Here is a 13750-nt window from a genome sequence, read left to right on the forward strand (position 1 = left end):
TATGTATCAGGCAAAAATACATACAAAACCTGCCATGCAGCGGCATGGTAGGTTTTGTATCTCGTCATTCTGAGGCTACGATTTTGGGAAGTGGCTGGCCACTCGACTGATGAACGGGTCTTTTTTTATTTCACCGATAATGCGGGCTTCAGCAATTTCGTTACCATTTTCAAAAAACAGCAAGGAAGGTGGGCCGAATACCGCATGGTCCTGCATAAAAGCAACGTGTTCTGCGCTGTTGTCGGTAACGTCCAGTTTTATCCAGGTCATATGGCTGAATTGCTTTTGTACGTCAGCGTGAGAAAATATTTCCGCATCCATTACTTTGCAGCTGATGCACCAGTCAGCGTACAAATCCAGCATGATCGGGCGCTGACTCGTGTTGATCATCTCCTGTACTTTGGCGACAGACTCAGTTTTGAAAAACGGGCTGACTTGTTTCTCGGCTGTTTTGACAGAGGCTGTTATCGTCGGTGATACCGCCAGCGGTTTTAACGGATCGGATTGGCCTTGCAAAACGCCAACAAAAGCAATCGCTCCATACAGGAAAAATACCCAGGCGATACCTTTGACGATGCGCTGTTTTCCCGAGGTTGCAGGTTCAAATGCGCCGAGAACCACGCCATATACTAATGCCAGTAACGCCCACATCAGCAGTGACACCTGAGCTGGCAGGAAGCGTGATAACAACCAAATGGCAACACCTAGTAGCAGGATGCCGAAGAATGCTTTGATCTGATCCATCCAGCCACCGGCTTTTGGCAAAATCGATGCACCTGTGGTGCCCAGCACAATTAACGGTGCGCCCATCCCCAACCCGAGCGCCAGCAGTGCACTACCACCAAGCCAGGCATCGCCGGTCGTACTCAGGTAAACCAGAGCGCCGGCTAAGGGTGCTGATACGCAAGGAGAGACCACCAGAGCCGACAGGACCCCCATAATAAATACGCTGAACCACTGGCCACCTTGTTGTTTCTGGTTCAGATCGTTCAGGCGGTTACGTAAACCGGATGGCAGTTGCAGTTCATATAGACCAAACATTGCCAACGCCAGGGCGACAAATAAAACCGAGAAAACAATCAGTACCCACGGTGTTTGCATCCAGGCCTGAATATTGGCCCCTGCGCCCAGCAAGCCTACCGTCAAGCCCGCCGCGGCATAGGTCAATGCCATGCCAAGAACGTAGATGGTCGACAGGGCAAAACCTTTTGTCGGGGAGGTGTTGTTCTGGCCAAGAACCACAGAGGTCAGAATCGGCACCATAGGCAGTACGCAAGGCGTGAAGGTCAGGCCTAACCCCAACAGGAAGAACAGGCCAACAACAGCACCCCATGAGCGGTTGGCAAACCAATCATCTTCGCTGGTTGCTGCCGCAGTCGTGCTTTCGGTTGACGCTGGCGGAGTTGTGGCGGCATTGTCTGCGGTTGGCTGCGAGTTGACTGAAACTGGTTGATAGTCCAGTTTCAGTCGTTGTGGTGGATAACATAAACCCGCATCCGCACAGCCCTGATGGCTCAGTCTGTAAGGGCCAGGCTGCAATTCGGCTAAATCAAAACTGACACTTAAATCGTCATAAAATGCAGTGACTAAGCCAAAAGCATCGTCCTGTTTTTCTTTGCCTTGTTGAGAATAAACATCCGGATATAACTTTTCTTTTCCTTGCTTCAAATACAGACGGCTTTTGTACAGATAGTAGCCGTCGGCGGTGTCAAAGCGAACATTCAGACGGTTGCCATCTTCTTCAACAGTTAAAGGGAAAGCCTGGTCTACCGGCAGGAATTTGGGTTCGGCATTACCAACCACTTCATCCAGCAGGCTGGCTTGTGCAGACTGCCAGCTCAGAGTCAGCAGCAGTGATAATAATAGTGGGCCGAAACCAGATCGTGGGTTATGGCTTACTGCAGGTGAGCAGAGCCAGCCTCTAATCACAGAGATCAAAATAAAACTTCCTCATGGTCGTATACTCGCGCCAGCAGATATTTGCCAGCGATGTAGCTCATCAGGTGTTGCGTTTCACGGCTAACAGGGCGAGCGCTTTGAGCGCTTCTTTGGCATCTGAATCCGGTAAAAGTTCCAGTGCTTGCTGTGCTCTGGCGGCACAGTCATCGGCTTTCTGGCGCGTGTAGTCCAGGGAGCCGTTATCACGAACGATGCGTAATACGTCGTCCATGTTATCCAGGCCACCTTTGCGGATCGCCTGGCGAATCAGTTTTGCATCATCTTCTGGCGCATTGGCCATGGCGTGAATCAAGGGCAGTGTTGGCTTGCCTTCAGCCAGGTCGTCGCCAACGTTTTTACCTAAGGCTTCTGCATCGCCTTCGTAATCCAGTACGTCATCAACCAGCTGGAACGCCAGGCCCAGTTCTCGGCCATAAATCTTCAGGGCATCGGATACACCCTGATCCAGTTCCATCAGGCGAGCGGCACCATAGGTCGACGCCTCGAATAACATAGCGGTTTTGCCATGAATCACGTCCATATATTGCTGTTCGGTTGCATTCGGGTTTTTGACGTTGGTCAGCTGCAATACCTCGCCCTCAGCAATCACGCTGGTGGCGTGGGATAAAATATCCATTACTTCCAGTGATTTGAGGTCAACCAGCATCTGAAATGACCGACTGTATAAAAAGTCGCCGACCAGAACGCTCGGCGCATTGCCCCATTTTGCATTGGCGGTTGGATTACCGCGGCGCATATCTGAGGTATCCACCACATCGTCGTGCAGCAGGGTTGCGGTGTGAAGAAATTCAATGACAGTGGCCAGCTTGACGATATCGGCATCGCAGCGGCTAAATGCCTTACCCGTCATCAGTACCAGTAATGGACGAATGCGTTTGCCGCCGCTGGAAACGATGTAATCTGCGATCTTTTCTACCAGCGGGACGCGCGACTCCAGCTGCTCATGGATCAGGGAATCTACGGCCTGGAATTCGTCTTTGATGACGGCAAGAATGTCTTGGATCTGCATGATGAAAAGTCGACGCGCGCTCTGATTGAATTAGGGAAAGGTAAATCAGCCGCAAATGCTAGGGAGCATGTGCGAAACTGTCAAGAATTACCATGCCCGTTGCCTTGCTTTCAGTTCTAGGCTGGGGTATAGTCTCGCGCCCCGAAATTCTGCTCTCTGCTGATATGGAAACCGGAGTGTTGCCAATAGATGTAGAAAATGACTGACAGGCAGTCTAAGTAAGAAGCGGTGTTTAAGCCGGGTTTTTAAATAGCGCAAATAAGCGGAGATCGTACAATGTACGCAGTAGTGGTAACTGGCGGTAAGCAATACCGTGTTGAAGAAGGCCAGACTCTGAAAGTAGAGAAACTGGAAGTTGAAACGGGTTCAGCTGTAGAGCTGGAAAAAGTATTACTGATCGGCAACGGCGACGACGTAAAAATCGGTCAGCCAGTTGTTGAAGGCGCAAAAGTAACTGCGGAAGTAGTTGCTCACGGTCGTCACAAAAAAGTGAAGATCATGAAGTTCAAGCGTCGTAAGCACCACATGAAGCAGATGGGCCACCGTCAGTGGTTCACTGAACTGAAAATCACCAGCATTGCTGGCTAATATTTTTTAAAATTTATTTCCGAAGCCCGGTGTCGGTGTGCCACATCGACCACTTCCGCAGAGTTGCAGCGGCTTCATTGAAGGAGAGATATTATGGCTCACAAAAAGGCTGGTGGTAGTACCCGTAACGGTCGCGATTCCGAAAGTAAACGCTTAGGCGTAAAACTGTTCGGTGGTCAGGCTGCTAAAGCAGGTAACATCTTGGTTCGTCAGCGTGGCACTAAATTCCACGCTGGTGAGAACGTTCGTATCGGTCGTGACCACACGTTGTTCGCAACTGCTGAAGGTGCAGTTAAGTTCGAAGTGAAAGGTCCTAACAACCGTAAAACTGTTAGCGTTATTCCAGCTGCTTAATTAAGCGCTCAACGCAAACAGAAAATTGCCCTGGCAACAGAATCTGGTGTCGGGGCATTTTTGTTTTTATCTTCACATTAAAGTTATTGGTTTGCAGGCGCATCACTTCTGCAGACGTGCGATAGAAAAGGGTTGCCGATATGAAATTCGTCGATGAAGCACCGATTGTTGTCGAGGCAGGCAAAGGCGGTAATGGCTGTATGAGTTTTCGCCGGGAAAAATACATCCCGAAAGGCGGCCCGGATGGCGGTGATGGTGGTGATGGTGGCTCCATCATTCTTGAAGCCGATGACGCGGTGAACACCCTCATTGATTACCGTTATACCCGCCGATATCGTGCGCCGAATGGTGGTAACGGTACCAGTCGTAACTGTACCGGTGCTAAAGGTGAAGATCTGATTCTTAAGGTGCCGGTAGGTACCACAGCGATTGATGTCGATACTGGTGAGACCCTGGGTGACTTAACCGAAGATGGTGAACGCCTGATGGTTGCGCGTGGTGGTTACCACGGCTTGGGTAATACCCGTTATAAGTCATCGACCAACCAGGCGCCGCGTCAGACTAAACCGGGTCAGCCGGGGGAATCCCGTAACCTCAAGTTAGAGCTGAAAGTTTTGGCTGATGTCGGCCTGCTGGGTTTGCCAAATGCCGGTAAGTCGACCTTTATTCGTGCGGTATCTGCAGCTAAACCAAAAGTGGCGGATTACCCGTTTACCACTCTGGTTCCAAATCTGGGGGTGGTGAAAATTGAAGATCACCGCTCCTTTGTAGTCGCTGATATTCCCGGTCTGATTGAGGGCGCGTCTGAGGGGGCCGGCCTGGGTACTCGCTTCCTGAAGCATTTGGTTCGTACTCAGTTGTTGCTTCATATCGTCGATATGGCGCCGTTTGACGAGTCTGATCCGGCTGAGCGCGTGATGGCGATCAGTCAGGAGTTGGAGCAGTTCTCACCGGGATTGGCCCACCGTGATCGCTGGTTGGTGCTGAATAAGCTGGACATGGTTGACGCGGATGAGCGTCAGGCCCGTGTTGATGCCGTGCTGGAGAAGCTGGATTGGCATGGGCCAGTATTCGAAATCTCTGCACTGCAGCGTGAAGGCACCTTTAAGCTGAGCTGCGCCATTATGGATTACATGGAAGAGCGCCGTCAGCGAGCTCAGGATGACGAGGAGTTTGCCGAGCAATTGCTGGCAGAGCGTGAGATGGTTGAGCAGGAGGCGCGCGAGCACGTTGAAATGCTGGAAGAGCGCCGTCGTCTGGAGCGTATTGCTCGTAAGGTCGCTAGTGCGGACGACGATGATGATGACGATTACGATGTTGAAGTGGTTTACACCACCGAATAAGCTGGCTCATTAGCCTCGATTCATGAAATAAGCCCGAAACAGATGAGCAACGAACTGATCGAACAACTTACCAATCACCGGAAGAAGTTAGCCCGGCAGAAGCGCTGGGTAATCAAAATTGGTAGTGCCTTGTTAACCAACGATGGTCAGGGTCTTAACCGTGACGGTATGGCCAGCTGGGTGGATCAGATTGCCCGTTTGCTGGCGTTGGGTCATGAGGTGGTTCTTGTCTCTTCTGGTTCGGTCGCCGAAGGCATGACACGCCTGGGTTGGAAATCCCGCCCGGATAATGTTCACCAGCTGCAAGCGGCTGCAGCAGTGGGTCAAATGGGTCTGGTTCAGGCGTATGAATCCTCTTTTGCCCGTTACGAAAAATCCACTGCACAAGTTCTTCTTACCCACGATGATCTTAGTGATCGCACCCGTTACCTGAATGCTCGCAGTACACTGAAAACGCTGCTTGAGCTTGGTGTAGTGCCAATCGTAAACGAGAACGACACGGTTGTGACCGACGAAATTTGTTTCGGTGATAACGACACCTTAGGTGCTTTGGTCGCCAATCTGGTTGAAGCGGATGTGTTGGTTATTCTGACCGATCAGGATGGCTTATTTACGGCGGATCCACGTTCCAATCCTGACGCTGAAATTATTTATCAGGGCCAGGCTTCTGATGAACGCTTTGCGGCGATGGCTGGTGGTGGTGGCACTTTGGGTCGTGGCGGCATGGTCACAAAGGTACGTGCGGCAACATTGGCGGCGCGTTCTGGCGCTGACACGGTGATTGTTGGTGGACGCATCGATAATGTGATTTCGCGGTTATATGATGGTGAGTTGTTGGGGACCCTGCTTCTGGCTGATAAAGAACCCGTTGCGGCTCGTAAACAGTGGATTGCTGGCCATTTGCAAACCCATGGTGAGCTGGTGCTCGATGCGGGTGCAATCAAGGCGTTGCGCGATGGTGGACGCAGTCTGTTACCGATTGGGGTGACTGCTGCGAACGGACGCTTTGAGCGAGGGCAGGTTGTTGCCTGTAAAGACGAGCAGGGAAGGTTGGTCGCGAAAGGGCTGGTCAATTACAGCCGCTCAGAAGCATTAAAGATTTTAAGAACGCCAAGCTCAAAACTAGAAGATGCGCTGGGGTTTGTGACAGAGCCAGAAATGATTCACCGCGATAATCTGGTTGTTATTTAAGAATATTATTTCTCGGGAGAATAGGATGATCGAGCAAGTAAACGTTGCTGGTATTGAAGTAAACAACGATAAGCCATTCGTGCTGTTTGGCGGTATGAATGTACTTGAAAGCCGTGATCTCGCCATGGCTATCTGCGAACACTACGTCGAAGTGACCGAGAAGCTGAGTATTCCTTATGTATTTAAGGCGTCCTTTGATAAGGCGAACCGTTCCTCGATCAATTCGTATCGTGGCCCTGGTATGGAAGAAGGTCTGAAGATCTTTGAGGAGATTAAATCGACCTTTAATGTACCAATTATTACCGATGTTCATGAGCCATTTCAGGCTGCTCCGGTAGCTGAGGTGGTTGATGTGATTCAATTACCCGCGTTCCTTGCACGTCAGACCGACCTGGTGGTTGCGATGGCAGAAACCGGTGCTGCTATTAACGTTAAGAAGCCTCAGTTTCTGGCGCCCCACGAAATGCGTCATATCATTAAAAAGTTCGCGGAAGCGGGCAATGAAAAAGTGATGCTGTGTGAGCGTGGTTCCAGCTTTGGCTATAACAATCTTGTGGTTGATATGCTGGGCATGGACGACATGAAAAAGCAGGCGCCGGTCATCTTTGATGCGACTCATGCACTGCAGCGCCCGGGTGGTCGTGCCGATTCTGCTGATGGTCGTCGCGCTCAGGCATTTGAACTGGCTCGCTCTGGTATGGCGCTGGGTATCGCAGGTTTGTTCTTGGAAGCGCACCCAAATCCGGCTGAAGCTAAGTGTGATGGTCCTTGTGCTCTGCCACTGGATAAACTGGAGCCGTACCTGGCCCAGATGAAGGCGGTTGATGAACTGGTGAAGTCTTTTGAGCCAGTGATTATCGCTTGATGGATCGTGATTAAGGTATTTCTGGATTATGCAGAGATGCCTGAACTCTTAGTTGACTGTTAGTTGTTCACTAAGAGTTGACACCCGGGGGTGATATCAGGATAATTCCGGCCCTCTTATATGGGGCACCTTGATAGCCCTTTGACTTGAACAACCAATTTTGAGGAGCCGACTGTGGCAAATTCCGCTGGTTCTCGTAAACGCGCCCGTCAGGCTATCAAACGTCGCGCGCGCACTGTTGCACTGCGTTCTATGGTTCGCACTTACATCAAGAAAGTTAACGCTGCTGTTGCTTCTGGCGACTACGAGCAGGCACAAGCTGCTTTCGTTAGCTCTCAGCCGTACATCGACAAGATGGTTAACAAAGGTATCATGCACAAGAACACTGCTGCACGTACCAAGAGCCGTCTGAACGCTCGAGTTTTCGCACTGAAAGGCTAATCGCTGATCAGTACGACGAAAAAACCCGCAGTTGCGGGTTTTTTTATGCCTGTTCGAAATTCGTGGATGCAGCGCTGGATTGCGGTTATTTTTCAGTTGCCGGACCCGTGGGCCATTTCTGGCCCTCGATTCTATCGCAGAGTCTGTCTGCTGCTTTGAAAACAACCGCAATCAGCATCAGCCGATCCGATAGTCGATCTGAAAAATTAAATACAGCGAACACAGAATGGAAAAAGAAGCGCCCAATCAAGGAACTGAAGAGAAAAGCAGTTGCAGCCTGCTGAGATCCTCTTCCATCGTCAGTGTGATGACACTGCTCAGTCGTGTGCTGGGTTTAGTGCGTGATGTTATGGTTGCTCAGTACTTCGGTGCTCGCGCAGACGCCTTCTTCGTTGCCTTTAAGATTCCTAACTTTTTCCGTCGCCTGTTTGCCGAAGGTGCCTTTTCTGTGGCCTTTGTGCCGGTTCTCAGTGAATACAAAACCCAGCGCGGATTGGTTGAGGTGAAACTGCTGATTGCCCGGGTTTCGGGGGTGCTGGGGTTGGCTTTGCTCGGTATAACAATGCTGGCTTTGATCGGCGCGGATTATTTGCCCTGGGTGTTTGCACCGGGTTTCCGCGATGATCCTGAAAAGTTCGCTCTGACTGCTGATTTGCTGCGGATTACTTTTCCGTATCTGGCCTTCATTTCGTTGACTGCGTTCGCCAGCAGTGTGCTGAATGCTTATGGTCGTTTTGCCGTACCTGCCGTTACACCCGTATTGCTGAACCTGTGTTTGATTTTCTCGGTTGTGGTAATGACCGACTGGTTTGTTGAGCCACTGTTTGCCCTGGCATGGGGCGTGTTTATGGCTGGTGCAGTGCAGTTGCTATTCCAGCTGCCGTTTATTGCTCAACTTGGTTTGTTGGTCAGGCCGCAATATCAACCAAAGGATGAAGGGGTTCGCCGTATTGGTAAGCTGATGATTCCAGCGTTGTTTGGGGTTTCGGTGAGTCAGATAAACCTGCTGCTGGATACTTTGCTGGCGTCTTTTCTCGAGAGTGGCAGTGTCAGTTGGTTGTATTATTCAGATCGCTTAAACAACTTGCCGCTGGGCATCTTTGCCATCGCTATTGGCGTGGTGATTCTCCCTGCGCTCTCTCAAAAACATGCCGCCGAAAAAGGTCGGGAGTTTGCTGCAACTCTGGACTGGGCGATTCGGATGGTCTTTCTGTTAGCTTTGCCCGCTGCACTGGCACTGGTAACGTTGGCAACACCATTGATGGCAACCATCTTCTATCATGGTGAGATTACCGCTTACGATGTTGGTAAGATGACCATGAGCTTGCAGGCATATGGCTCGGGCCTGCTGGCATTTATGATGATTAAGGTTCTGGCTCCTGGTTATTACGCCCGTCAGGATACTAAGACACCAGTGAAAATCGGTATTCAGGCGATGGTGGTTAATATGGTGCTGAACCTGGCTCTGGTATTTCCTCTGCAGCACGTTGGCTTGGCGCTGGCCACTTCGCTATCGGCTTATTTTAACGCTTATATGTTGTATCGCGGTTTGCGTAAGCAGGGCGTTTATACCTCTCAGCCAGGCTGGTTATCGTTTGTGCTTAAAGCTGTGGTTGCAAACGTCGCGCTGTTTGCTGTGATGTTCTGGCTGATGGGTAATCCACAGCAATGGCTGGCGTGGAGTACGCTGGAGCGCAGTGGCTGGATGGCGTTGATTGTGACTGCTGGTGTGTTTGTTTATTTCACTATTTTGATTGCTGCAGGCCTTCGTCGTCGCCATCTGAAAGGCCAGCTTTTCTAACAAGAGGAAAGCAATCACATAGCATTTTCAGCCGCTGGATCGAACGTCACATGCCTGTGTCGGCGATCCTAACGCGACATCCTGTCGCTGCTATGAAAATCTATCTGACTGCTTTCCTTTCGATTGACCAAAATCTGGCCATAAAACTGCTGTCACCCAAGCGGCTGGTTGGCTATAATCCGGCCTTTTCGTTTTTTCGCGGGTTTGCTCTGATGCGTGTTTTACGCGGCCTCCATACCATTGCTGCTGATTTCCCCGGTTGTGTTGCCACAATCGGGAACTTTGATGGTGTGCATCTGGGTCATCAGGGCATCCTCAAGTCATTAAAAGAAGTGGCTGCGCTGAAAGGTTTGCCCACTCTGGTGATGATGTTCGAGCCGCAACCCAAAGAGTTTTTTGCTCCGGATGCTGCACCTGCGCGTTTAGCGAATGTGCGTGAAAAGTTTCAGGATCTGGAAGACCATGGCGCTGACTACGTATTATGCCTGCCGTTTAACCAGAACCTGCGCTCCATGTCGGCGGATGCTTTTATTCAGCAGATTCTGGTGAATGCACTGAAGATTCAGCATTTGATTGTTGGGGATGACTTCCGATTTGGTTGTGACCGCAGTGGTGATTACCAGCTGCTGCAGCAAGCCGGTGTTGTGGCGGGCTTCAGTGTTCAGGATACCCCTACGTTGGAATTGGACGGTGAGCGTGTCAGCAGTACTCGTGTACGCTCCGAATTGTCGAGCAATAACCTGTCGCGTGTTGCCCGACTGTTGGGGAAAAGTTACCGCATGAGTGGCCGTGTCGCTTTTGGCCGACAGCTTGGTCGAACGCTTAACACACCAACTGCGAATGTTATGGTTAAGCGCCCGAAGTTGCCGCTCAGTGGTGTCTATGCTGTGCGGGTATTGCTTGATGATCAACAGGCTGAGCGTGGAGCAAACGAGTACTTTGCTGTGGCTAATGCGGGTGTCAAACCGACCATTTCCGGGACACCTGAACCGTCGCTCGAAGTTCACTTGTTTGGTTTTAAAGGTGATTTGTATCATCAGCACCTGACGGTGGAGTTTCTGCATAAGATCCGCGATGAGCAGAAGTTTGATGGTCTGGATGCGCTGAAAGATGCCATCGAAAACGACAAACGTTCCGCTAAACAATATTTTGCGGCATTGCCGAATTCGTTCCGCAGTGCCTGAATCCGTTTGAACAACATATTTTCTGAAGTCGCCGCCATTCGGCGCTTCACTTTATTAAGTGACCTTATCAAGTGACCATGCTATGAACGACCGCTCCAAAAAAGAGACCGTGGAAAGCCAATACAAGTCTACTCTGAACCTGCCTGACACGGACTTCCCGATGCGTGGCAACCTGGCGAAGCGTGAGCCGGACATGCTGGCGCGTTGGGAAGAGATTGGCCTGTATCAGAAAATCCGTGAAGCACGTGCGGGTCGCGATAAGTTCATTTTGCATGATGGCCCTCCGTACGCGAACGGTAAGATTCATATTGGTCATGCAGTCAACAAAGTTCTGAAAGACGTCATCATCAAATCTCAGACGTTAAGTGGGAAAGATGCGCCGTATATCCCAGGCTGGGATTGTCATGGTCTGCCGATTGAACTGAAGGTGGAAGAAAAAGTCGGCAAAGTTGGTGATAAGGTGACTGCCAGCGAATTCCGTGCTCATTGTCGCGAATATGCCGCTGAGCAGGTGGATGGGCAGCGTCAGGACTTCAAACGTCTGATGGTGTTGGGTGATTGGGAGAATCCATACCTGACCATGGACTTCAAGTTCGAGGCCAACATCATCCGAACGCTGGGCAAAATCATCGATAAAGGCCATTTGCACAAAGGCTTTAAGCCGGTTAACTGGTGCAGTGACTGTGGCTCTGCTCTGGCCGAAGCGGAAGTGGAATACGAAGATAAGCAATCCATCGCCATTGATGTCAAGTTCGCCTTTCCTGACAGTGCGGCCATCTTGTCTGCTTTTGGTGCTGATGCAACTCATGCGGACAAAACCGTAAGCATCGTTATCTGGACCACCACCCCGTGGACCATTCCGGCAAACGAAGCGGTATCGGTTAACCCAACGCTGGAATACTCGCTGGTTCTGCTGAAGGGTACAAATGACATTCTGCTACTGGCTGCGGATCTGGTTGAAGACGCCTTGCAGCGATACGGTATTGAAGAATTCGAAGTGCTGGCGAGCGCGAAAGGTGCTGCCTTTGGTCAGTTGCCAGAGCAAGACGCCGCGCCATTCAGCGTTAAGCATCCGTTCATGCCCGGTAAAGAGGTATCGTCCACAGGTGGTTCAGCCGATAAGTTGGTGCCAATCATCACCGGTGATCATGTGACCGCTGATTCCGGCACCGGTTCTGTCCATACTGCACCGATGCACGGTGTGGACGATTACAACGTATCCAATGTTTATGGCGTTACCGCAGAACAAATGCTGGTCGACAACAACGGTAACTTTATCGCAACACCAAGCCTTGAAGCATTGGAGTTGAGTGGTTTAAGTACGGCCGATAAAGGCAGCTTCCGGGTATTAGGTTTATTAGCGGAAAAAGGAGCGTTGCTGAAAAAAGCCAAGTTCAAGCACAGTTATCCGCATTGCTGGCGTCACAAAACACCGATTATCTTCCGTGCGACTCCGCAGTGGTTTATCAGTATGAAACAGGCTGGGCTGCTGGATATTGCCATGCATGAGGTCGACAACACCGTTGAGTGGCGTCCGGGTTGGGGTAAAGCCCGAATCGAAGGCATGATGACTGATCGCCCTGACTGGTGTATCTCGCGTCAGCGCACCTGGGGTGTGCCCATTGCTTTGTTTGTGCATAAAGATACCAGCGAATTACATCCCAACAGCGCTGAATTGATTGAAAAGGTTGCGCTGAAGGTCGAACAGAAAGGTATTGATGCCTGGTTCGACCTGGAAGCCGAAGAATTGTTAGGCGCTGATGCCGCCGACTACGTCAAAGTGACCGATACGCTGGACGTATGGTTTGATTCCGGTGTGACCCATACCGCTGTTTGTAAGGAGCGCGATCAGCTGCAATTCCCGGCTGATCTGTATCTGGAGGGTTCTGACCAACATCGCGGCTGGTTCCAGAGTTCACTGTTGACGTCAGTGGCAGCTCATGGCCAGGCGCCTTACAAAACCGTATTGACCCATGGCTTCACCGTGGATGCCAATGGTCGCAAAATGTCCAAATCTCTGGGGAACACCGTAGAGCCACAAGCGGTGATGAATAAGCTGGGCGGCGATATCCTGCGTTGGTGGGTAGCAGATACAGACTACAGCGGTGAGATGACGGTTTCTGATGAAATTCTGAAACGTAACGCGGATGCCTATCGTCGTGTGCGTAATACCTGTCGTTTCCTGCTGGCCAATATTAACGGTTTTAACGCATCAACCGATATGGTGGACGGTAAAGACTTGCTGCCACTGGATGCCTGGATGGTGAATTACACCAAGGCTCTGCAGGAAAAAGTGATTGCTTACTATCATGATTACGACCTGAAAGGCCTGACCAAAGCACTGATGAACTTCTGTGTGACGGAACTGGGTGGTTTCTACCTGGATGTCATTAAAGACCGTCAGTACACCTGTAAAGCCGATGGTCTGGCGCGTCGTAGTGCTCAGACTGCTTTATTTCATGTGCTGGAAGCCATGGCTCGCTGGATTGCACCCATTCTATCGTTCACAGCGGAAGAAATCTGGGAATGTCTGGCAGCAGCTGGTTCCGAGCGTGAAGAGTCAGTGATGTTAAGCGAGTGGTACACCCATTTCCCTGTCATCACCACTGGCGAATTTGATGACGCCTTCTGGAAAGACATCCTGGCTGCAAAAGCGGCCGTGAACGGTGTGCTGGAAAAAGCCCGGGGCGATAAAGCGATTGGCGCCAGCTTAAGTGCTGAAGTTGAGCTATTCGCTGCTGATAGCATCAAGACGCAACTGGATAAGCTGGGTAATGAATTGCGATTTGTGCTGATTACTTCGGGTGCCGTAGTGTCTGACTTTGCCGCAGAATCGGGTCAAGAAACTGAACTTGAAGGCCTGCGTGTTGCGGTGAAAGCCTCCGAAAAAGAGAAGTGTGAGCGCTGCTGGCACCACAGTGATGATGTAGGCAGCAATGAACAGCATCCTAGGCTGTGTGGACGTTGTGTTGAAAACGTAGAGGGTGATGGTGAGGTTCGCCACTACGCATAAGA

11 protein-coding genes are annotated in these 13750 nt (G+C 50.8%); 9 read left to right on the forward strand and 2 right to left on the reverse strand.

Annotated features, from left to right (window positions below):
- Positions 1-75 precede the first annotated feature (75 nt).
- Complete coding sequence (gene dsbD / locus MK185_12350) at positions 76-1929, reverse strand: protein-disulfide reductase DsbD (GenBank protein ID MCH2041416.1); 1854 nt, start codon at positions 1927-1929, stop codon at positions 76-78.
- A 70-nt stretch (positions 1930-1999) separates the two neighbouring features.
- A complete protein-coding gene (locus MK185_12355) occupies positions 2000-2968 on the reverse strand; it encodes a polyprenyl synthetase family protein (GenBank protein ID MCH2041417.1) in 969 nt (322 codons plus the stop codon).
- A 276-nt stretch (positions 2969-3244) separates the two neighbouring features.
- Here MK185_12355 and rplU point away from each other — a divergent pair, with 276 nt between their 5' ends.
- The 9 genes from rplU to ileS all read left to right on the forward strand — a co-directional run bounded on the left by rplU (position 3245) and on the right by ileS (position 13748).
- On the forward strand, positions 3245-3556 hold the full coding sequence (gene rplU, locus MK185_12360; protein MCH2041418.1) for a 50S ribosomal protein L21: 312 nt from the start codon (positions 3245-3247) through the stop codon (positions 3554-3556).
- A gap of 93 nt (positions 3557-3649) precedes the next feature.
- Complete coding sequence (gene rpmA / locus MK185_12365) at positions 3650-3910, forward strand: 50S ribosomal protein L27 (protein ID MCH2041419.1); 261 nt, start codon at positions 3650-3652, stop codon at positions 3908-3910.
- Positions 3911-4050: 140 nt separating this feature from the next.
- Positions 4051-5253 (forward strand): GTPase ObgE, encoded by a 1203-nt coding sequence (gene obgE / locus MK185_12370; GenBank protein ID MCH2041420.1) that lies wholly within the window; start codon positions 4051-4053, stop codon positions 5251-5253.
- Between the two features lie 42 nt (positions 5254-5295).
- Positions 5296-6444 carry a glutamate 5-kinase gene (gene proB / locus MK185_12375; GenBank protein ID MCH2041421.1) on the forward strand — a complete coding sequence of 383 codons (1149 nt, stop codon included), beginning with the start codon at positions 5296-5298 and terminating at the stop codon, positions 6442-6444.
- A gap of 25 nt (positions 6445-6469) precedes the next feature.
- A complete protein-coding gene (gene kdsA / locus MK185_12380; GenBank protein ID MCH2041422.1) occupies positions 6470-7309 on the forward strand; it encodes a 3-deoxy-8-phosphooctulonate synthase in 840 nt (279 codons plus the stop codon).
- A gap of 174 nt (positions 7310-7483) precedes the next feature.
- Complete coding sequence (gene rpsT / locus MK185_12385; protein MCH2041423.1) at positions 7484-7750, forward strand: 30S ribosomal protein S20; 267 nt, start codon at positions 7484-7486, stop codon at positions 7748-7750.
- A gap of 226 nt (positions 7751-7976) precedes the next feature.
- On the forward strand, positions 7977-9551 hold the full coding sequence (gene murJ / locus MK185_12390) for a murein biosynthesis integral membrane protein MurJ (protein MCH2041424.1): 1575 nt from the start codon (positions 7977-7979) through the stop codon (positions 9549-9551).
- Between the two features lie 92 nt (positions 9552-9643).
- Positions 9644-10735: a bifunctional riboflavin kinase/FAD synthetase gene (gene ribF, locus MK185_12395; protein ID MCH2041425.1), complete on the forward strand. Its 1092-nt coding sequence runs from the start codon at positions 9644-9646 to the stop codon at positions 10733-10735.
- Positions 10736-10817: 82 nt separating this feature from the next.
- On the forward strand, positions 10818-13748 hold the full coding sequence (ileS, locus tag MK185_12400) for an isoleucine--tRNA ligase (protein MCH2041426.1): 2931 nt from the start codon (positions 10818-10820) through the stop codon (positions 13746-13748).
- The last annotated feature ends 2 nt before the right edge of the window (positions 13749-13750 follow it).

Source organism: Saccharospirillaceae bacterium (assembly GCA_022448365.1).
Classification (GTDB): Bacteria; Pseudomonadota; Gammaproteobacteria; order Pseudomonadales; family Oceanobacteraceae; genus Bacterioplanoides.